The organism is Streptomyces sp. NBC_01077, assembly GCF_045162855.1.
GTDB lineage: Bacteria > Actinomycetota > Actinomycetes > Streptomycetales > Streptomycetaceae > Streptomyces.
The window spans coordinates 8,167,568-8,188,132 of the sequence record NZ_CP108669.1; the positions used below are offsets into that span (position 1 = coordinate 8,167,568).

Genomic DNA, 20,565 nt, shown 5'->3' on the forward strand with positions numbered 1-20,565 from the left:
AACGACGGAGGCATGACCGTGCAGCACGACAACACGTACGCGTGGGAGGCATGCTGTGAGCGGGAGGAGGAACTGCGCACTCTGCGCGCCTCCTCGCTGTGGAACAGACCGGAGCTGGAAGACGAAGCCCGGCGGCTCTGGGAGGAGCTCCTCCGTGAGGAGGGGCACGACGAGGACGAGTTCGACATCGAGTTCGACGAGGTCCTGAGTCACTACGCGGGCGCCAGGAAGACGTTCGAACTCTTCCGCGACCTGCGCCGTGAGGACTTCCGCGGCATCCCCGACGACGTCGTTCTCGGGAGTGTCCCACCGGCCAAGGCCGGGCCCGACACCTCACCCACCCCCGTCGAGGAGGACCGCTTCCTCAACCTCGCGATCGTGTGGCCCACCTCCCGCCGCACCGTGCCCGACGACCGTGGCCTCGCCTCGCGACAGCGGTACGAACTGCGTCTGGACATCGGAGAGGAGTCCGGGGAGAGCCTGCTCGCGGGGCAGGCTGAGCCCTTTCCCGACCGTCGGCTTCCCCACGAGGACGACGACGGCAAGGGGGACTGGCTCGAAGTCACCGTCATCAGCGACGACTTCGCCTTCCCCGCGAAGCCCCGAGCGCTCTATCTGCCGCTGAAGGGCGCCAGTTGGGTGTGCCCCTGCCCGCCCGGTGGGCGGCATCACTGCGAGCCGGAGCACCGGGGCCGGCACCTGTACATTCCGTTCACCGCCCCGGACGAGCCGGGTCCGGCCGGCATGAGGGTCTTCGTGGCCTACCGGGGCAACCAGCTTCAGTCGGTGACGCTGACCACCCGGGTCGCCGCCCGGGAGAGTCCGGGCGGCGCCACGAGGGCCTTCGTCGACTACACCCTCACCTCCGGATTCGCGGAACTCGCCGATCTGCCCGAACGCACAGCGGCGGTCCGGGTCGGTTGTCTCCCCGACGGCACGATGAGCCTCGACGTCACCGCGCAGGACGGCCCGGTCGCCACGTTCTGGCTCAGCGACCACCAGGTGCGCGACGTCCTGAAGAAGGCGCGGGCCGCGCTCTACGACTGTCACGCGGTGTGGCAGGGCGAGGGGGCGGACCGGCGGCCGGTGAACGTGCTCGACCCCGACAACGGCAAGCCGCGCGCGGCCCTGATCGAGGACATGACGAAGCTCGCCAAGCTCGGCTGGACCTTCCTCCAGATGATCGCGCGAGGCCGGACCGAGCGGGAGGCGCTGAGCCGCGTACTGAGGGAACCCGCCGAGATCCAGATCTGCCGCGAGGAACTCAGGCATCTGGTCTTCCCCTGGGGCCTGTTGTACGACATTCCCGTCGAGAGCGGGGCGAGCCTGGAGCTCTGCGCCCCCGGATGGGAGCAGGTCGCACAGGACGGATCGGCCCGCTCCTGCCCCGCCGAGCCGAACCACGGCCTCAACGCGCTCTGCCCGTACGGGTTCTGGGGCTATCGCCACTTCATCGAACAGCCCCCGTCCGTCCCGCGCGGGCGTCGCCTGAGGCTGACCGCCGGCCGTTCGGGAGCCGCCCCCGCCCTGACCGTGGCACGGAGCAACCGTCTCGACGGAGAACTGGCGGAACGTCATCTCACGCTGGTGGGATCGGGGTTCGGCCGGGTGGGCGTGTACGACCGGATCGCAACCCTTCGCGGGGCGCTGGTCGACGACCCGGGAGACTGCCTGTACTTCTACGGGCACGGGCGCCGGCCCGAGGATGACACCGAGTACGCCGGCCCGACGGTCCTGGAGATCGGACACGCCGACCGGATCGTCCCCCAGGACCTCGACGCCTGGGCCGTGGCCGAGGGATGGGCCCGGTGGGAGGAGCGCGCGCCGCTCGTCTTCCTCAATGGCTGTCACACCGCCGACCACGACCCCAGCGCCTGGCTCGGCTTCGTCGACACGTTCACCGGACTCCACGCCTCCGGCGTCATCGGCACCGAGATCACCGTGGACCAGGGCCTCGCCAGTGAGTTCGCCGAGGGCTTCTGGAAGTTGCTGCTCGCGGGGGAGGAGGTCGGTCCCGCCCTGCACCGCGTCCGGATGGAGCTGCTGCGCAAGGGAAACGTCCTCGGGCTCGCGTACACGGCCTACTGCTCCGCCGCGCTCAGGCTGCGCTCCACCGGCTGACCCGGCGCGGGACAGCCGATCAAGGGATGCCCCGGCGCGGGGCCGCGGCCGATCAGGGGGTGCCCATCCAGCGGGAGGTCTGCGGTCCGGTGTCGGCCCCTGCCGACGCCTCCAGCGCCGACGCCTCCACGGGGGCGTCGGCACCCGCGGGCGCCGACGCCTGTGCGGGGACCTGCGCCCGTGGGTGCGCCTTCGCCTTGCGCTCGGACCGGTCGATCAGCAGACCGACGACGAAGTAGAGGAAGAAGCCGGCGAACAGCCCGAGGCCGTACGCGGCGAACAGATCCGGCTCGGCGAACTGGGTGTTGACGACCGCCCCGCCGCCCAACGCCGCGACCACCGTGACGAGATCGGCGATCTTCGACCCGTCGGCCGCGCGCCGCAGGGTCCGGTAGGCGATCCACCCGATGACCGCGCCGAACGCCCCGGCGCCCCAGAGGCTGAGCATCGAAACCTGCACCTGTGCTCCTCACTTCGCCGTCCGCCGCCACCTCGCGGCGGTACGCGGGACAAACTACCGGCGTGACCAGGCTCTCGGTGCGGCCCGCCGGACCGTTCCGTACCCTGCATCTCGCGTCACGGTCGAACCGGGGCGGGATCCGGGTCCGCTGTAGAGTGATGAAACGCCCGTGTGTTCCGCAGGTCGAAGTGGCCGGCATCCTCGAGCCCGCGTACGACGTGGCCGGCGACAGTTTCGACTACGCCCTCAGCGGCGACATCCTTCATGTGGCCATGATCGACGCAATGGGCCACGGCCTGGACGCGGCGACCATGGCGACGGTGGCGATCGGCGCCTACCGTCACGCGCGACGGGCCAACATCGGACTGCCCCAGGTGTATGCGTTCATGGACAGGGCCATCAACGAGCAGTTCGGCCACGACCACTTCGTCACCGCGCAGATGATGTGTCTGAACATCTCTACGGGCCGACTGCAATGGGTCAATGCCGGCCACCCAGCGCCGTTCCTGATCCGTGGCCGCGCCGTGGTGGACCGGTTGGAGAGCCCGACCACGTTGCCGGTCGGCTTCCGTGGTGAGGAGCCGGTGGTCAGCGAGCGGATGCTGCAGCCCGAGGACCGGCTGCTGTGTTTCACCGACGGCCTGCTCGAAGAGCATCAACCCGGTGGGGAAGAGTTCGGTGAGGAGCAAGTCATCGAGTTGACCAACCGAGCCAGTCAGAACCACACGGCGGTGCGGACGGTGGTGCGCGCGCTCTCCCACGCCCTGAAACAGGAACGAGGCGGCGTCACCAGCGACGACGCGACGATCTTCCTGATCGAGTGGCGTGGCGGCGACGCCGATCATCTCGCCACCCTCGACTGAGGCACGGGCGCCCCGCTGCCACGGGGCAGAACGCCGCACGGCCCAACCGCCGTTCGCCACTGGGTCCTCGGCCGCGCCAGGTCGGCCTCGCGGCCGGCACTCGGCCTACCGGCGCGTCAGCCCGTGGCGGTCGGCCCAGTCGTTGATCGCCGCGGCCAGTTCCTCGGGGCGGTCCTCCGGGGAGTGGTGGCCGGCGACCCCGTGGCGGGAGATCTCCAGGCCGGCGATGTTCTCTTCGCACCAGGCCACCGCGCGCTGGTCGGTCATCGCGCCCGGTCCCGGTTCGAACGCGGCGAGCAGCTTGGGGGTTTCGGGGCTGGCGGCCAGCCAGGCGTCGTAGCGTTCGATGCGTGCCACGACGTCGGCCGGCTCGCCGTCCAGCGGCATCATGCGCGTCCACGCCAGGACCGGACGGCGGCTCTGTGGGGTCGGGAACGGGCGGCGGTAGACATCCAGGTCGACGGGGTCGAGCGGGGTGGCGAGCGTGCCCGGGAGCCCCTCGATGAACAGCGCCTTCTCCAGGATCATCTCCTCGCCGACCCCGGGGGCGCGCAGGAGGGTGAACAGCTCCCGCCCGGCTGCCGGGAATTCGTCGCCGACGAGCGGCTTGATGATCGTCTCGGTGAAGGCGAGGCCACGGACGCGGCCCGGGAGGCGGGCGGCGCGGTCGAACGCGAGGGCGCCGCCCCAGTCGTGGCCGACGAGGACGGCCTCGTCGAGCCCGAGGGCGTCGAACCAGGCGTCGAGGTAGCGGGCGTGGTCGTCGAAGGAGTAGGCGAGGTCGGGCTTCCCGGAGTCGCCCATGCCGATGAGGTCGGGGGCGAGAAGGCGGCGACCGGGCGCGGCCACGCCCGGCAGGACGTTGCGCCAGAGGTGGGAGGAGGTGGGGTTGCCGTGGAGGAAGACGAACGGCAGTCCGTCGGGGTCGCCGGACTCGCGGTAGTGGAGGGTGGAGTCGAGTACGGGGATGGTGGGCATGGCAGTGTCACTTCGCTTTCGGTGATTCGGGGAATTCAACGGGGGAATGCGTATCGGGGACTCGTGCCGGGAGTCAGAGGTTGAGGCTCAGGACGCGGTCGACGGCGATCTCGATGACGGTCAGGTCCGGTGGGGCGGGCGGGGCCGCTCGGTAGCGGGCGGTGTAGCGGCGGACCGCCTCGGCCAGGTGCAGGGGGTCGTCGGTGACGGTGGCCCGGCCTTCCAGGGTGGCCCAGCGCACGCCGTCCACCTGGCAGAGCGCGACACGGGCCACCGGGCCGGCTGCTGCCACGTTGTGGGCCTTGCGGGCTCCCGCCCGGGTGGTTACGCGGGCCAGGCCGGTGGCCGCGTCGAAGGTGAAGCGGACGGGGGTGACGTGCGGGGTGCCGTCGGGGCGGAGGGTGGTCAGGGTGGCCGTGTGGGGGCGGGTGAGGAACCCCTGGATGCCGCCCGTGAGTTCGATGGTCGTCCGGCTCACTTCTTTTTCACGCCCTCGTTCCAGATCAGCTTGGCGATGTTCGGCTTCACTGCCGTGGTGATGACGCCCATGGCCGTTCGGACGTACCGCCGCTCCTCCAGCTCGCGCAGCATGCTCGCGGCGAGGTCGCAGCGGGCGGTGAAGACGCCGTCGGCGCTGGTCTCGGCAGTGCGATAGTCCGTGACGGCGGAGTGCTCGAAGAGGCCCGAGGGCCGTACGAGGGTCCAGTCGAGGTCCGTGGCGCGGATCTCGGCCTCCATGCGACGCATGTCCTCGTGGAGGGTGCGGCCGAGACGCCGGTTCACCAGCGGGTCGAGCACGTGGTTGAAGAAGTGCGCGCCGGTGGGGCGCCAGTTCGGGTCGGCGATGCTGGAGCTGACGACGAGGAGCGGCTTGATGCCGTGGCGGGTCATGCCCTCGGTGATGGCCGTCGCGCTCGCCGAGTACGTGGTGATGGTCTCCTTGCTGAAGCGTGCACCCAGCGCGGACAGGACGGCGTCTGTCCCGCCGAGCGCGGCGTGGACAGCAGCCGGATCGGTGGCGTCGGCGACGGCCACGGTGAGACCGGGCCGCGCGGGGAGGGAGCCGGGCCGGCGGGTCACGGCCACGACCTCATGGCCGGCGGCGAGGGCTTGGTCGGTGAGGTGGCGGCCGGTCGGTCCGTTGGCGCCGAAGACTGCGATACGCATGATGCCGGGTGATCCCTTCGTGTGATTGTCGGAACGCCCTTGACTGTGCCGATCACGAAACGCAGGCTCAACGCTGATGAATAACGCCGCCCCTGCCCCCGCCCGCACCCGAGGCCGCCCCCGAGGCAACCCGCCGACCCGCGATTCGATCGTCTCGGCGGCCCGTGCGCTCTTCCTGGAGCGCGGCTACCGGCGCACCACCTTGCGTGCGGTGGCCGGGGTCGCCGGGGTCGACCCCGCGCTGATCGCCTATCACTTCGGCTCGAAGAAGGGCCTGTTCGCGGACGTGATGCAGTTCCAGTGCGCCAACGCGCTCGCGGTGGAGGACGTCCTGGGCGGCGACCCGGCCACACTCCCCGGCCGTCTGATCGACGCAGTGACGGATCTGTGGGAGGACGCCGACTTCCGGCGGCTCACCGAGCAGGGCGACGAGGCCGCGGAGGTGATCCGCGAGTACCTGGAACACGAGTTGCTGGCCCGGCTTGTTGAATTTCTCGGCGGTCGGGAAGCGACCGCCCGCGCCACGGCCGTGGTGACCATCCTCGGCGGCCTCATCTACACCCGCTACCTCAACCCGCTCCCCACCCCCGCCACCCTCACCCCGTCCGAGACGCGCCGCGTACTGACCCCGGCACTCCGCGCGGCCCTGACCCCACGGCCGCGCACCGCGTGACGGCTGCTCGGGGCGCCCATGGGGAGACGAAACGGATCAGTGGGACCAGGGGCGTAGCAGTTACAGCGAGTAGGGACTTTGCAGAGGTTGAGCCAGAACCCGTTTTCATGGACAGGGCCAGGTAGTGGATGCGCCCTGACGGTCCCTGCCGGCGGCACCTCCGTGCGGCTCGGAGAGGCGAACACAGATGGGCCGGAGAGGGAGCCCGGGGCGAATAGGCCTCACATCATGACGCTGAGGTATGGACCTTCTGTTGCTCCAGCCATTTGAAGATCTCAGCCCTCTTGTACAGGACCTTGGCGTTCTTTCCTCGGCCGAGCTTGTACCCCTTCAAGCCCAGTTTTGACGCCTCCCTGAAGACTCAGCTCGTTGACATGCTGAGCATCGTGGCGACCTCGGAAGTGTCCATGAGGACGGGCTCGACAGGCTGGCGCCTACGGGGTCGGCTGTTGTCGGAGGGGCGGGGCTGCGGTTCCATGGGGGAGACGGCTCCTTGATGCTGGCCTGAGGCTAGGCGCAGTGTTTGGTCGCGTTCTGTTCTGGCCGGATTTCGAAGATTTTGGACACTCGCCTGGTGTCGTTGCAGAGAGACGCCGGACGAGCCATGGTCATGGTTGCGAGAGCCGTCGGCTTTGTTGAACCGGGATTCGCTGATGGGCAGCTGCGCTGCTTCGAGGGTTCTTGCCCGGTGACAGGGCCCTCGTGCACGTCGTGGTCGTCGTCGTACTGTCGGGGTGACGACGATCACGAGGGCTCTTCGAGGAGTGCTGCGTAGGCTTGTGGGGTCGCTGCGGTGGAGCCAGGGAGAGCGGGCGAAGTCCCCTAGCGCTACCTGATGACATGTCAGGGAAGTCGGCAAGTGGTCAGCGTGAGTCCTGAAGAACCCGGGGAAAGCTGACCGAGCATGCGACTCGTTGTAGGGTGAGCAAACAGCCCTTGACCTGCAAAAACGCAGGCAGGGAGCCTATGTCCAGGAGTACCTCGATGATGCGAACGATATTCAAGTCCAAGATTCACCGGGCGACCGTGACCCAGGCGGACCTGCACTACGTCGGTTCGGTCACCGTCGACGCCGACCTGATGGAGGCGGCCGACCTGCTGCCCGGCGAACTCGTGCACATCGTCGACATCGACAACGGGGCCCGCCTGGAGACCTATGTCATCGAGGGCGAGCGCGGATCCGGCGTCATCGGGATCAACGGCGCCGCCGCCCACCTGGTGCACCCCGGCGACCTCGTGATCCTCATCAGCTACGCGCAGGTCGAGGACGCGGAGGCACGGACGTTCGTCCCGCGCGTCGTGCACGTCGACGGCGACAACCGCATCGTGGAGCTGGGGACCGACGCGTCCGCGCCCGTCCCCGGGAGCGACACGGTGCGCGGCCCGCACACCGTGCCCGCGTCCGCGTCTGCGCCCGTACCGGTGCAGATCTGACCGATCCCAGCCGAGGGAGCGCCACCGCATGGCCGAGCTGAAGATGCGTGACGACCGGGCGAACGGACGTCTTGAGGCGTTCGAGGACGACATCCATGTCGGTGTCATCGTCTACTTCGTCCTGGAGGCCGAGCCCCACGCGCTCGTCGCCGTGCACACCGTCGTCGAGGACGGCCACGAGGGCAAGGGGATCGCCGGGGCGCTCGTACGCGAGTTCTACACGATCGCCGCCGGTGCGGGCGTGCCCGTCGTGCCGCTCTGCCCGTACGCCGCGAAATGGGCCGCACGTCACCCGGACGAGGCCCCGGTCGCGCCGTCCGACGCGGTCCGCGCGGCGAAGCTCCAGCTCAAAGCCACCCCGGGCCTGTGGTGACCGCCTGCTGACCGGGGGACGCGACCGGCCCTGCGGCATGTCCGGCCCGCGTGGTCGGGGATGACCCGAAGGACGGGATCCGGCGGGCGCCGCAGCGCCCGTCGGGCCACCCTGGAGGGGGACGAACCCGTCGACCGAGAGGTCCGTGATGACCCACCCGTACCCCGATCCGCTGCCCCCCTCGCCCATTCCCCCGCCGGTTCCCTCACCGCCGCCGGTCCCCCCGCCGAACCCGGTCCCGGTCCCTCCGGAACCCGATCCGAGCCCGGCGCCGCAGCCCGGCGGACCCGTACCGGAACCCGAGCCTCAGCCCGAGCCGGGTCCCGCCGGTCGTCGTCCGGCGTCAACGGGAAGGTGACAGAAGGGCCTTGGGCTTTCGCGTATCCCTTGTCACGGAGCGTGCGCCACCCCTAACTTGGACGGCTGCTGCTGTGTTCAAGGGGGGCCCATGGCCGTACGCGGACGTCACCGCCGCCACCAGCCGAGCCGGATCAACCGTGCCTCGCTCACCGTCACCGCGGGAGGCGCCGGAATGGCGCTGCCGTTCATCGGCGCGGGCACCGTACAGGCCGCCTCGCTCGACGTCTGGGAGAAGGTCGCGGCCTGCGAGTCGACCTCCAACTGGCGCATCAACACGGGCAACGGCTACTTCGGCGGTCTGCAGTTCAGCCAGTCCACCTGGGAGGCCTACGGCGGCACGCACTTCGCGCCGCGCGCCGACCTCGCCTCCAAGGACCAGCAGATCGCGATCGCCGAGCGCGTCCTGAAGGGGCAGGGGCCCGGCGCCTGGCCGTCCTGCGGCCCCGGTGCGGGGCTCGCCCGGGGCGGCGGCGCCCCGGACGTCACCCCCGGCGGTACGGCGACGACGAAGGCGTCCGGCGGAGGGAACGCGGCAAGCACCGCCTCCCTGCCCGGGCAGCGCGCCTTACCCGCGCAGCCGGCCAGGAACGTCGGTCCGACCGCCGTCCCCACCGTCCGCGAGATGTACACGGTGACGCCCGGCGACTCGCTGTCGAAGATCGCCCGCGACGAGCGGGTCCAGGGCGGCTGGAAGCGCCTGTACGACGCGAACCGGCCCGTCGTCGGCGACGACCCCGACCTCATCCACCCCGGCCAGCGCCTGACCCTGCGCATCGCCGCCCCGAAGAAGCCCCCGACGAAGGCCCCCACGGCCACGACGCCCCCGGCCAAGCCCTCCGCCCGGGCCACCGTGCCCCGCACCCGGCCCGCGGCGCAGCCGCCGACGAAGCCGCCTGTGAAGGCCGTGACCAGGCCCGTGGCCCCACCGGCGGCCAAGCCCGCATCGAAGCCGACCGCCCGGCCCGAGTCGCGACCGACGGCCGAGCCGAGCACCAGGCCGGCGGCGAAGCAGACGCCCAAGCCCGCCGCGAAGCAGACGCCCAAGCCCCGGACGAAACCCGCTCCCCGGCCCGCCTCCACGCCGCGGCCGCCCGCCGCGGCGGAGAACCGCTACGCCGCCCCCGTCTCCGCGGACATCGGCACCCGCTACGGCAAGCCCGGCTCCTCCTGGTCCAGCGGCTACCACACCGGCGTCGACTTCCCCGTGCCCACCGGCACCTCCGTCAAGGCCGTGGCCGGGGGGCGGATCGTCTCCGCCGGGTGGGGCGGCGCGTACGGCTATCAGATCGTGCTCCGCCACGACGACGGCCGCTACAGCCAGTACGCGCACCTCTCCGCGCTCGCCGTCCGCGAGGGCCAGCGGGTCACCGCCGGTCAGCGCATCGGGCGCTCAGGATCGACCGGCAACAGCTCGGGACCGCATCTTCACTTCGAGGTTCGGACGGGTCCCGGGTACGGCTCCGACATCGACCCCCTGGCCTACCTCAGGGCGCGCGGGGTCTCCCTCTGACCCCGCCCCTGGTCCGGAGTCCGGCTCACGCCCCTGATCTGACGCCGACAGCGACTCGGCCGGCACAGTCATCCGGTCGAGCGTGAGCTGGACCAGGCCGCCCGCGGCCACCGCGCCGCTGATCAGCGCGGCGACGGTGCCCGCCGTGCCGTAGCGGAAGCTCTCGCCGAACAGGGTCAGGCCCACGGCCGCGGCGACCACCGGGTTGACCACCGTGACGGTGGCCAGCGGGGCGGCGAGCCCCGCGCCCCGGTACGAGGCCTGGGACAGGAGCAGGCCGGTCACGGCGAGCGCCGAGAGCACGAGGAGTGCGGTCCACTCGGCGAGCGGCGCCCCGGGCGTCCACTCCTCGGCCACCGACTTCGTGAAGACCGAGGCGATGCCGAAGGAGACACCCGCCGCGGCGGCCAGGACGACGCTGCGCAGCACGGACCTGCCCACCAGGTGCGCGGCCGTGAACAGCACGGCCACTACGGCGAAGGTGCAGCCCGCGAGCAGCCACCGGTCGCCGTCGGACAGGGACCGCGCCTCGGCACCGGTCGTCAGGCTGAGCAGCCCGGCCAGGCCCACCGTGGCCATCAGGGCACCGCGCCAGGCCCGCGACCCGGCCCTGCGGCCGACGAAGAGGGCCGCCATGGGCAGCGCGAACACGATCGTGAGGGCACCCAGCGGCTGGACCAGGCTGAGCGGTCCGTACGCGAGGGCCGCGACGTGCAGGGTCGCGCCGACGCCGTTGAGCAGGACGGAGCCCCACCAGGCCGGGCTGCGCAGCGGCGCGTAGCGCGGACCTGCGGCGGAGGCCGCGACCCGCTCCTGCACGATCGCCGCGGCCGCGTAGGCGACCGCCGAGACCAGGGCGAGGAGGACGGACAGCAGGAGGGGACTCATACCTTCCACGATCTCTCTTCCCGGCCGATCGCGTCGTCGTACCAGGGGACGTCTTCGCGGGTACACCTGGCGCAGTACGCGGCCCCCACGTACGCCTGGAGATGTACACCTGCCCAGGTCAGAACGGGTGCAAAGCGACTTTTTCGAGCTGTCCGGGAGTGCCGGGGCGCGGGCGCTACGGTGGTCGGAAATCGTTGGAACAGGGACCAGGGGGAACACCGGTGGATCTTGCCGAGAGCCGATCGGTGGGCGGATTCTTCGCCCTGCGCACCACCCCGCCGGAGACCGGCGGGGCGCACCGCCCGCTCGCGCGCCTGTACGAGGGCGACGACGGCCCCCTCCACGCGCGCGTGGACCGGGTCGCCGCCCGGCTGGGCGCCCCCGAGCGGCGCGTCGGTGCCTCCGTCGCCCACCTCGGGCTCGCGGCCCGGCTCTGGTCGACCGCGCTCGGGCCGGCCGCCCTCCACGGCCGCTTCCCCGGCCTCGACCCCGCCGAGCTGTCCTGGGACGGGGCGCTGACCTCCCCCGACGACCTGTGGTGGGCCGGCTCCGACACCCGCCCCGCGACCGTGGACGAGCTCCGCGCGGCCGTTCAGGAGGCTCATCTCGTGCCGCTCCACGCGGCACTGCGCCGTGACGGCCGCATCTCCCCGCGCCTGCTCTGGGGCAACGCGGGCTCCGCCCTCGCCGGCGCCCTGCGCGAACTGACCCGCTGGGCGCACGCCCACGACCGCCCGGAGGTGGCCGAACGGGCCGCCGTCCTGGTCTCCGGACTCCTCGACCACCCCGACCTCGCGGGCACGGTCCGCGGCCCCCGGCTGCGCCGCGCCAGCTGCTGCCTCTACTACCGCTGCCCCGGTGCGGGACTGTGCGGTGACTGTGTCTTCGACCACGCCCCCCGAACGGGTTTGGAGGCGCGGCCCTCTGCTCCGTAAAGTTGCCGAGGTTGCCGTTTCACAAGCCCACGAACGGCGACAGCCCACGAAGGCGACGTACGAGCGAACGAGGAACCCGAAGGCCATGACGGTGACCGAAGAAAACCAGGACTACGGGCCGGGAGTCGACCCCGAGCGCCTGGCCGTCTGCCTCGACGTCCTCGACGAGCTCGACAAGCTGGACGTCGACCACCCGGACGCGATCCGCGTCCGGCGCGCCACCGCCGGGATCTACCGGACCGTGAAGCAGCGCCGCCGCCAGGAGCGCCGGGCGTCCAAGACCGCCAACGACAAGGCGGTCACCGAGGCCACAGCCACCGGCTCCGCGCAGCGCATCGACGACGAGACCGAGGGCATCCTGCCCTCCTCCGTCACCGGGGAAGGCCGGATCGCCGGGATACTCCAGCGTCCGCGCTCCTGCTACGTCTGCAAGACGCGGTTCGTCGAGGTCGACTACTTCTACCACCAGCTCTGCCAGAAGTGCGCGGCCGAGAACCGGGCCAAGCGCGAGGTCCGCGCCGACCTCACCGGCAAGCGCGCCCTGCTCACCGGCGGCCGGGCGAAGATCGGCATGTACATCGCGCTGCGGCTGCTGCGCGACGGCGCCCACACCACCATCACCACCCGCTTCCCCAAGGACGCGATCCGTCGTTTCAAGGCGATGGACGACTCCGCGGACTGGATGCACCGTCTGGAGGTCGTCGGCATCGACCTGCGCGACCCGGCCCAGGCCGTGGCCCTCGCCGACCAGATGACCGACGCCGGGCCGCTGGACATCCTGATCAACAACGCGACGCAGACCGTACGCCGGCTGCCGTCCGCGTACGCCGCCCTGGTCGACGGCGAGAGCGCCCCGCTGCCCGCCGGTGAGCTGCCCGCCCATCACGTCATCGGCGCCTTCAACTCCGGCGCGGTCGGCGAGCTCGGCGGCGCGGCCGCGCTGCCCGCCGGCGTGAGCGACCTCGACGCCCAGCAGGTCGCGGACCTCGCCCTGGTCGCGGGCAACGCCAGCATCGCCCGGCACCTCGACGGCACCGCCATCGACGCGGGCGGCCTCGTGCCGGACGTCGTCGACTCCAACACCTGGGTGCAGAGCATCGAGCAGATCTCCCCGGTGGAGCTGCTCGAGACCCAGCTGTGCAACTACACGGCGCCGTTCATCCTCATCAGCAAGCTGCGTCCGGTGATGGCCGAGGCCGCGAAGAAGGCCGCCAGCGGGCGTTCCTACGTCGTGAACGTCTCCGCCATGGAGGGCGTCTTCAGCCGCGGCTACAAGGGGGCGGGGCACCCGAACACCAACGCCGCCAAGGCCGCGATGAACATGGTGACGCGGACCAGCGGCGAGGAGATGTTCAAGACCGACGGCATCCTCATGACCTCGGTCGACACCGGCTGGATCACCGACGAGCGTCCGCACTTCGACAAGCTGCGCCTCGCCGAGGCCGGTTTCCACGCCCCGCTCGACCTGGTCGACGGCGCGGCCCGCGTCTACGACCCGATCGTGCGTGGTGAGGACGGCGAGGACCTCTACGGCTGCTTCCTGAAGGACTACGCCCAGGCGAACTGGTAGCCCAACGGCAGAAACCGCCCCCAAGCGGCAGAAATGCTGTTCCCGCCGTCCTGACAAGAGCGCCCCACCGGCCTGGTGGGGCGCTTTTTCGGCTCGGTTCACCCGATCGCGTCACACTTCGGAGCCCGGTAGAGCGCGGACGTGCTCATTTGGTTACTCTGATGTTCACGGTCGGCCACCGAGGAGACACACCATCCTCACGGCCTTCCAGGGACTGGCCTGCCACCAAGGCCGCGGTCCTGCCCGACGAACGGCGCCACCGCGACCGACCGGCACTTGTCCTACAGGTACGCGACACAGAGGAGTGCGCGGTGACACCCGAACTGACGAAGCAGGAACCGCGACCGGCCGAACCCAACGACCGGCCGCGCAGGAACGGCGAGCTGGGGAGCCTCGAAGTCTGGGCCCACGCGGCCCCGATCCGGCTCGCGGGCTACGAGGACGACCTCGCCGAGCCCCACATTCTGCCCGGTATCGACTGATCCCTTGCTTCACCCCGGTACCCCCGGCCGCCGTTCGCGGCCGGGGGTACCGGCGCGTTCGGCGCTCGGCAAGGAGTTCAGCGAGGTCCCTCCGCCCGTTCCCGCAGCCGGATCGGCGGCAGGTACTCCCGTACGAGCGTCCGGTGCCACCAGGCCCCGGTCGTACGGAGCTCGCGCCAGGTCGTGTACCGGTACCGGTACAGCCGGGCGCGGACGAAGGTCGGCGGCGCCCCGGGGAAGGGGTTGTGGGCGAGCAGCCGCAGCGTGTCCCGGTCGCCGTCGAGCAGCCGCTCGACGAACGGACCGAACCAGTCGCGCGCGTACCCCGGGCTGAGCGCCGCGAACCACATCAGCCAGTCGAGGCGCAGGTGGTACGGGGCGAACTGCCGGGGCAGCCGGCGCGGATCGCCGGGCTTGCCCTTGAAGCCGTATTCCCGCCACACCGTGCCCGCGTGCGGCACCGGGTCGTCGGTGCCCTCGACGACGATCTCGTCCCTGATCCGGCCGACCGTGCCGAACGCTCCGTACGTGTTGACCAGGTGGTAGGGGTCGTACGAGCGGTTCATCGCCTGGTTCCGGGAGAGCAGGTTGCGCACCGGGCGGTAGCTCCGTACCAGGACGGACACGGTGGCCGCCACGACCACGACCACGTACCAGAGCGGTGGATCCGGCTGGGGGTGCTCGCCGGTGACGGGGGAGGCGTCCACGACGGACAGGGCGAGCACGATGGTGATCCAGTTCAGCCACGCGAAGTTGCCGGAGAGCACCAGCCACAACTGGGTCGCCACCATCAGACCGGCCGCGACCGTGGCCACCGGCTGCGGGGTGAACAGCAGGAACGGTACGAGCAGCTGCACGACGTGGTTGGCCGCCACCTCCACCCGGTGCAGCGGACGCGGCAGACGGTGGAAGAACCAGCTCAGCGGGCCGGGCATCGGCTGGGTCTCGTGGTGGTGGTAGAGGCAGGTCAGATTGCGCCAGCAGGGGTCGCCGCGGATCTTGATGAGCCCGGCGCCGAACTCGACCCGGAAGAGCAGCCAGCGCAGCAGGAACAGCACGAGGACCGCCGGCCCCGTGTCGTCGTTGCCGAGGAAGACCGCAAGGAACCCGGTCTCCAGGAGCAGCGACTCCCAGCCGAAGGCGTACCAGGTCTGGCCCACGTTCACGATCGACAGGTACAGCGCCCAGAGCAGCAGCCAGAACAGCATCGACACCGGCAGCGGTACGGCGTCCCCCGCGCCCGCCACGAGCGCGAGGGCGAGCGCGGCGCCGGACCAGGCGACGCTCGCGAAGAGCCGGTCGGAGTAGCGCCAGTGGAAGAGCGACGGGGTGGAGCGGGGCCGGGTCCTGCGCATGTACTCCGGTACCGGGAGCATGCCGCGCTCCCCGATCAGCGCCCGGAACTGCAGGGCTGCCGATAGGAACGCCACGCAGTACAGCCCGGCGAGGCCCCGCTGGAAGACGATCCGGCTCAGCCAGTGGTCGGGTGCGGTGAACCACTCCATCGCTTCCAGTATCGGCCCGGGATCACGTCCTGACGAGACGCCGCAGGGTCCGGCCCAGGCGACGCGCGTACGCCCGCTGGAGCACGGGGACCACGGGGCCGCCGAGCCGGGTGTACCAGGCGGCGGGGCGGCTGAAGGCGGTGACCGCGAACCGGACCGTGCCGTCGGGTTCCAGGTGGACCATGAAGGATTCCTCGCCGCACTCCGGATGCCCGGTGAGGGTTCCGTAGGCGAAGCCGATGCGCTGTTCCTCGTACGCCGTCCAGATCACCGAGCAGGGGACACCGAGCCGCAGCGGGCCGAGGCCCGCCGACACCTCGATGGTCACGCCGGGCTCGGCGCGGTCGGCGTCGGCGAGGACGCGCGCCCCGGTGGCGCGGTGCATCCGCCAGGTGGTGACGGCGGCTCCGGCGGCCTCGAAGGCGGCGCGGCCGTGGCCGACGACCGCGCTGTGCCGGAGGTGGTGGTAGCCCTCGGGGAGGGCCGCGGGAGTCCGCGTGGCGCCGACCTCGCGGTAGGTGAGGGTCGGGCGGGGACGGTCGGGCCGGGACAGGCTGTTCATGAGGCGGGTCATGCCGGAAGCTCCGTTCGCGGGCGGGCTGTGAGAGAAGGGGCCGTGAGAGAAGGGGACGCGAGGTTCGTCGCAGGGGGCGGGGGCGGGGGCGTGCGGTCCGAGCGGATCCGGCGGTGGGCGAGCAGCGCGCAGACCGCGAAGCCCAGGGCGTTGCCCAGGCCGTGGGTCGCGGCCGTCCACGTCAGGTCGAGGTGCGGCAGGCCGGTCGCCTCGCCGAGCGCCCAGCTCAGCGCCAGCAGCATGGTGACGAAGAGGACCAGGGCCGAGAGGGCGAGGAGTCCCCGGGTGAGCCGGTCGGCCGCCAGGGCACGGCGCTCGCGCAGGGTCAGGACCGCGACCGCCGTCATGCCGGCGGTCAGGACGACGGCCCCGGCGAGCTCGGCCCAGTCGTCGACGAAGTAGCCGAGCAGCACGAGCAGGGTGCCCGCGGGGACGCTGAGCGCGGCGAAGCGGGCGGTGGGGCCGTCGGAGACACGGCAGAGGAGACCGGTGACCAGGGCGGCGGCGAAGCCCGCGAAGTGGAAGTGCGGGACGGTCAGCGCCAGGATGTCCAGGTCGAAGCCGAAGAGCGGGTACGAGGCCCGTTCGGCGACGAGCGCGAGACCGGCGACGGAGGGCGCGACGAGGGACGTGAGGACGGCGACTTCGCCCGGCGCGAGGGAGCGGGTCAGGATCAGGCGGGCCGGGGCCTGGAGCGCGAGCGCCAGCGTGGCGAGGGCGTAGACGGCGGCGAGCCCGGTCGAGAGTCCGGAGCGGGGCAGCCACAGGGCGAGGGCGCCGGGGGCGGCGAACAGCGGCCAGGCGCGCCGGAGCGCGTCCCAGCCGGGTGGCCGGGGGCCGTCGAGGAGCGCGAGCCCCGTCGGGACCACCCAGAACATCCCGATCGTCACGACCGAGCCCACCAGGACCGACAGCGCGGTCATGTGCCACCACCCCCACTTGAACGTGTTCAACTGGCGAGTCCGAGCGTAGGGCCTTTCTTGAACGTGTTCAAGTGTGGTTCGCCGACCCGGTCGGCCGCCCTTGGCTTGCGGGCCCCGGCCCGCTGCGACAGACATGAAGGACTGGCCGGAACCGGGCGCCGTGGCCCGGCGGAGAGAAAGCGGGAGAACCAGGTGCGCTCAGCCCTCCGCCGGACGCGGCGAACACCCGCCGCTCCCGGCGCGACCCACCCCGCCGCTCCCCGAGCGACCCACCCGGTCGATCCCCGCGCGACTCGCCCGGTCGCCCCCCGCACGACCACGAACGCCGTGACCCGCTCCGCGCTCGCGGCGCTCACCGCCTCCCTCCTCCTCGCGGGGTGCACCTCCGTCTGGGAGGGGTCCCGCGGCGGCGCCCAGCCGGCCGCGGCCGGTTCGGCGCAGGACGTCTTCCTCCAGCCGGTCGCCGCGCAGGGCCCCGACCCCTTCACCGCGTCCACGGCCCGGACCACCGCGCAGGTGTCCTCCCCGGGCCGGGCCCCGAACCCCGACGCCGAACAGGTCCGCGAGGTCACCGGCTCCACCCCCGGTCTCTATGGCGGCACGCGCGCGGAGGGCAGCTGTGACGTCGAACAGCAGGTCTCGTACCTCGCCGCCGACCAGGACAGGACCCGCGTCTTCGCCGAGGCCGCCGGCATCCCCGAGACCAGCGTCGCCGACTGGCTGCGCGGGCTGACCCCCGTCGTCCTGCGCGCGGACGCCCGCGTCACCAACCACGGCTACCGCCAGGGCAGGGCCAAGGCCTTCCAGTCCGTCCTCCAGACCGGTACGGCGGTCCTCGTCGACCAGTACGGCTCCCCGCGCGTCCGCTGCGCCTGCGGCAACCCGCTCCGCACCCCGGCGGCGGCCCGGGACGGCGTCCACCAGGGCGACCCCTGGGACGGCTTCGACCCCGACCGCGTGATCGTCGTCCTGCCGACCACCACCGTCGTCACCAGCCTGGTCATCGTGAACGCCGCCGACCGCAGCTGGATCGAGCGCGCCACGGGCAGCGACGGGGCCGAGGACCGCAAGCCCGCCGTGGAGCCGGACTGCGACCCCGACGCCTGCGCCCTGGCCGGCGCCGCCACGCCCGACCCGGCCAGCCCCGACGCCGCCACGCCCGACCCGAGCGCCCCGGACCGCCGCACCTCCCCGGACACCCCCTCCCGGGCCCCCGTCCCGCCCGCTCCCGTCCCCCCGGCCCCGGAGAGCCCGCTTCCCGACGCCTCCGGTGGCACCGGTACCGACCCGACCCCGGCCGACCCCGGCCCGTACCCCGTACCCGACGCGGATCCCTACCCGGACCCTCACACCGAGCCGGACCCCGACCCGTACGCCGAGCCGACCGTGCCGGACGGCGAGCTGCCGCCGGAGGAGCTCTTCCCCGCCGAAGCGGTCCCGGATCAGCCCGAGACCTTCGAGGGGTGAAACGGATCTTCATGGTGCGCACGGGCGGGGCTGCGCCTAGCGTGGCCCCATGAACGCGGGCAACGGGGGTGGGGAAGCGGTCGAGCGGCTCAGCCGCGCCCCGGAGGGAAGGGGCGTCGGCGCCGCCAGGATCCTGGCCGCGTTCGGTTCCGCCTTCCGGATGGGCGGCTTCGACTGGGACCTCGCAAGCGGCACGATGATCATGGATGATGCCGCCCTCGACGTCTTCGACCTGGACCGCGCGGAGTACGACGACCGCCCCGAGTCGCTCGGCTCGCGGGTCCTGCCGGACGAGGGCCGCCGCCTCGACACCCTGGTCGCCCAGGCGCTCAAGGACGGCAGCGAGGAGTACGGCGCGTACTTCCGCATCCGGCGGCGCGACGGCAGCCACCAGTGGACCCACACCCAGGGGCTCGTCCACCGCGACGACACCGGCCGCCCGGTCCGGATCGTCGGAGTCGTCCGTGACGCCACCCATGAACTCACCGAGTCCGCCGCCCGGCTCGGCCTCGACGAGGGACGGCGTCAGCGCGCCGGTGTCGTCGAGGGCACCACCGCCGCCCTCGCCTACGCGCGGACCGTGCAGGACGTCATCGACCTGCTCAACGACTCGCACGCGCTCGAACACTTCGGCGCCGCGAGCCTCGTCATGGGCCTCCTCGACGCGGGCCGGATCCATCTGGTCGCCGAGGGCCCCGAGGGCGCCTTCGTGCCGGGCACCCGATTCACCCGGGTGGACGAGCCGTACCCGATGAGCGAGGTGATCCGCACCCTGCGGCCCCGGTTCATCGACTCGCCGCGGGACTTCGCCGCCTCCTTCCCGGTCCTCTGGCCGCACATCAGCGGACTCGGCATCACCGCCGCCGCCTATCTGCCGCTCATCGCCCAGGCCCGTCCCATCGGCGCGCTCGGACTCCTCTACAGCGACAAGACCGGCTTCAGCGAGGACGAGCGGACGCTGCTCGTCGCCCTCGGCAGCAGCATCGCCCAGAGCCTCCAGCGGGCCATGCTGTACGAGCAGGAGCACGACCTTGCCGAGGGCCTCCAGCAGGCGATGCTGCCGCGCCGCATCCCCGAGGTGCCCGGCGCGCAGACCGCCGTCCGCTACCGCTCGGCCCGCCTCGGCCGGGACATCGGCGGCGACTGGTACGACATCATCCCGCTGCCCGGCGGGCGGGTCGGCGCCGTCATCGGGGACGTACAGGGCCATGACACCCACGCGGCGGCCGTCATGGGCCAACTGCGGATCGTGCTGCGCGCGTACGCCGCCGAGGGGCACACCCCGGCCACGGTGATGGCCCGCGCCTCCGTCTTCCTGCACGAACTCGACACCGAACGTTTCGCCACCTGCACGTACGCGGAGGTCGACCTCGGCACCGGAGTCGTCCAGGTGGTGCGCGCCGGCCATGTCGACCCGCTGCTCCGTGAGATGGACGGGCGCTGCCGCAGACTCCCGGTGGAGGGCGGACTGCCGCTCGGACTCTCGGCCGAGTTCGGCCGGCTCGACTATCCGGTGACCACGCTGGAAGTGGACCCCGGGCAGACCCTGATGCTCTACACCGACGGTCTCGTCGAGAAGCCCGGCTCCGACCTCGACGAGGGCCTCCAGTGGCTCTCCGCCCTCGTCCGGCGCGGGCCCGCCGACCTCCAGGAGCTCGCCGACCACCTCTGCGACGTGGTCGCCGACCGGGGCGGCGAGGACGATGTGGCGATTCTGCTCCTGCGTCGCCAGAGCGCGTCCGCCGGCCACGGAGCCGGGCGCTTCCAGCAGCACGTGGCCCAGAACGACCCCGAGGCGCTGAGCTCGGCCCGGCACATGATCAGGGCCGCCGTCCGGGCCTGGGGGGCCGAGGAGCGGGCGGACGAGATCGAGCTGGTCGCCGACGAGCTGATGACCAACGCGCTGATGCACACCGACGGCGGGGCGATCGTGACCCTGAGGATCCTAGGCGGGGCCGAACGGCGGCTCCGGGTGGAGGTCGAGGACCGCTCCAGCGCGCTGCCCCGGCGCCGTGAGGCGGGGGAGGCGGGCGTGTCGGGGCGGGGGCTGCTGCTCGTCGACCGGATCTCCGACGTCTGGGGCGTGGAGTCGCGAGGCGGCGGCAAGTGCGTGTGGTGCGAATTCACCGTGGAGAACTGAGCCCGTTACAGAGGGATGACACTCTAGACAGCAGGCCGAGGGTGTTGGTGGAAGACTCGCAGTGTTAACTGAGCGTGCACTGATCGTACTTGAACGTAACTGTCGGTCGCGATTGACTTCGTGCTCCCGGCTCTCCGCGCAG

General features: G+C 71.9%; 18 protein-coding genes and 1 pseudogene. 11 read left to right on the top strand and 8 right to left on the bottom strand.

Annotated elements, in window-relative coordinates:
• The first annotated feature begins 12 nt into the window (after positions 1 to 12).
• Positions 13 to 2,121 carry a CHAT domain-containing protein gene (locus OG462_RS36810; RefSeq protein ID WP_406064604.1) on the top strand — a complete coding sequence of 703 codons (2,109 nt, stop codon included), beginning with the start codon at positions 13 to 15 and terminating at the stop codon, positions 2,119 to 2,121.
• 52 nt (positions 2,122 to 2,173) lie between these two features.
• On the opposite strand, the gene OG462_RS36815 is transcribed toward OG462_RS36810, so the two are convergent.
• Positions 2,174 to 2,581, bottom strand: a complete 408-nt coding sequence (locus OG462_RS36815) for a hypothetical protein (protein ID WP_406064606.1) — start codon at positions 2,579 to 2,581, stop codon at positions 2,174 to 2,176.
• A 173-nt stretch (positions 2,582 to 2,754) separates the two neighbouring features.
• On the opposite strand from OG462_RS36815, the pseudogene OG462_RS36820 reads away from it, so the two are divergent.
• A pseudogene (locus tag OG462_RS36820) lies at positions 2,755 to 3,444 on the top strand (PP2C family protein-serine/threonine phosphatase); the annotation flags it as partial.
• A 105-nt stretch (positions 3,445 to 3,549) separates the two neighbouring features.
• Here the strand turns inward: OG462_RS36820 and OG462_RS36825 are convergent.
• From OG462_RS36825 to OG462_RS36835, 3 genes are read right to left on the bottom strand one after another with little or no spacing between them, the layout of a single operon-like run.
• On the bottom strand, positions 3,550 to 4,461 hold the full coding sequence (locus tag OG462_RS36825; RefSeq protein ID WP_406064608.1) for a haloalkane dehalogenase: 912 nt from the start codon (positions 4,459 to 4,461) through the stop codon (positions 3,550 to 3,552).
• A 34-nt stretch (positions 4,462 to 4,495) separates the two neighbouring features.
• Entirely contained in the window at positions 4,496 to 4,900 is a 405-nt protein-coding gene (locus OG462_RS36830; protein ID WP_406064610.1) for a pyridoxamine 5'-phosphate oxidase family protein, read from the bottom strand.
• Positions 4,897 to 5,589: an NAD(P)-dependent oxidoreductase gene (locus OG462_RS36835; RefSeq protein WP_406064612.1), complete on the bottom strand. Its 693-nt coding sequence runs from the start codon at positions 5,587 to 5,589 to the stop codon at positions 4,897 to 4,899. Before OG462_RS36835 ends, OG462_RS36830 begins: the two co-directional genes overlap by 4 nt.
• Positions 5,590 to 5,665: 76 nt before the next feature.
• On the opposite strand from OG462_RS36835, the gene OG462_RS36840 reads away from it, so the two are divergent.
• The 4 genes from OG462_RS36840 (at position 5,666) to OG462_RS36855 (ending at position 9,939) form a co-directional block, all read left to right on the top strand.
• Complete coding sequence (locus tag OG462_RS36840) at positions 5,666 to 6,262, top strand: TetR/AcrR family transcriptional regulator (RefSeq protein WP_406064613.1); 597 nt, start codon at positions 5,666 to 5,668, stop codon at positions 6,260 to 6,262.
• Positions 6,263 to 7,246: 984 nt separating this feature from the next.
• Positions 7,247 to 7,696 carry an aspartate 1-decarboxylase gene (panD, locus tag OG462_RS36845; RefSeq protein WP_406064615.1) on the top strand — a complete coding sequence of 150 codons (450 nt, stop codon included), beginning with the start codon at positions 7,247 to 7,249 and terminating at the stop codon, positions 7,694 to 7,696.
• Between the two features lie 28 nt (positions 7,697 to 7,724).
• Positions 7,725 to 8,069: a GNAT family N-acetyltransferase gene (locus tag OG462_RS36850; protein ID WP_406064617.1), complete on the top strand. Its 345-nt coding sequence runs from the start codon at positions 7,725 to 7,727 to the stop codon at positions 8,067 to 8,069.
• A 448-nt stretch (positions 8,070 to 8,517) separates the two neighbouring features.
• Positions 8,518 to 9,939, top strand: a complete 1,422-nt coding sequence (locus tag OG462_RS36855) for a transglycosylase family protein (protein WP_406064618.1) — start codon at positions 8,518 to 8,520, stop codon at positions 9,937 to 9,939.
• On the opposite strand, the gene OG462_RS36860 is transcribed toward OG462_RS36855, so the two are convergent.
• Positions 9,820 to 10,827 (bottom strand): DMT family transporter, encoded by a 1,008-nt coding sequence (locus OG462_RS36860; protein ID WP_406064620.1) that lies wholly within the window; start codon positions 10,825 to 10,827, stop codon positions 9,820 to 9,822. The genes OG462_RS36855 and OG462_RS36860 overlap by 120 nt on opposite strands.
• Positions 10,828 to 11,048: 221 nt before the next feature.
• Between OG462_RS36860 and OG462_RS36865 the strand changes: the two genes are divergently transcribed.
• The 3 genes from OG462_RS36865 (at position 11,049) to OG462_RS36875 (ending at position 13,814) form a co-directional block, all read left to right on the top strand.
• On the top strand, positions 11,049 to 11,762 hold the full coding sequence (locus tag OG462_RS36865; RefSeq protein WP_406064622.1) for a (2Fe-2S)-binding protein: 714 nt from the start codon (positions 11,049 to 11,051) through the stop codon (positions 11,760 to 11,762).
• A gap of 85 nt (positions 11,763 to 11,847) precedes the next feature.
• Positions 11,848 to 13,332, top strand: a complete 1,485-nt coding sequence (locus tag OG462_RS36870) for an SDR family NAD(P)-dependent oxidoreductase (protein WP_406064624.1) — start codon at positions 11,848 to 11,850, stop codon at positions 13,330 to 13,332.
• 311 nt (positions 13,333 to 13,643) lie between these two features.
• Positions 13,644 to 13,814 (top strand): hypothetical protein, encoded by a 171-nt coding sequence (locus OG462_RS36875; protein WP_406064626.1) that lies wholly within the window; start codon positions 13,644 to 13,646, stop codon positions 13,812 to 13,814.
• A gap of 77 nt (positions 13,815 to 13,891) precedes the next feature.
• Here the strand turns inward: OG462_RS36875 and OG462_RS36880 are convergent, their stop codons facing one another.
• From OG462_RS36880 to OG462_RS36890, 3 genes are read right to left on the bottom strand one after another with little or no spacing between them, the layout of a single operon-like run.
• Positions 13,892 to 15,319: a lipase maturation factor family protein gene (locus OG462_RS36880; protein WP_406064628.1), complete on the bottom strand. Its 1,428-nt coding sequence runs from the start codon at positions 15,317 to 15,319 to the stop codon at positions 13,892 to 13,894.
• A gap of 22 nt (positions 15,320 to 15,341) precedes the next feature.
• Entirely contained in the window at positions 15,342 to 15,893 is a 552-nt protein-coding gene (locus OG462_RS36885) for a DUF1990 family protein (protein WP_406064630.1), read from the bottom strand.
• Positions 15,890 to 16,807 (bottom strand): YndJ family protein, encoded by a 918-nt coding sequence (locus OG462_RS36890; protein WP_406066860.1) that lies wholly within the window; start codon positions 16,805 to 16,807, stop codon positions 15,890 to 15,892. Before OG462_RS36890 ends, OG462_RS36885 begins: the two co-directional genes overlap by 4 nt.
• 336 nt (positions 16,808 to 17,143) lie before the next feature.
• Here OG462_RS36890 and OG462_RS36895 point away from each other — a divergent pair, with 336 nt between their 5' ends.
• Positions 17,144 to 18,283 (top strand): DUF6777 domain-containing protein, encoded by a 1,140-nt coding sequence (locus OG462_RS36895; protein WP_406064631.1) that lies wholly within the window; start codon positions 17,144 to 17,146, stop codon positions 18,281 to 18,283.
• A gap of 49 nt (positions 18,284 to 18,332) precedes the next feature.
• Entirely contained in the window at positions 18,333 to 20,423 is a 2,091-nt protein-coding gene (locus tag OG462_RS36900; RefSeq protein WP_406064633.1) for a SpoIIE family protein phosphatase, read from the top strand.
• The last annotated feature ends 142 nt before the right edge of the window (positions 20,424 to 20,565 follow it).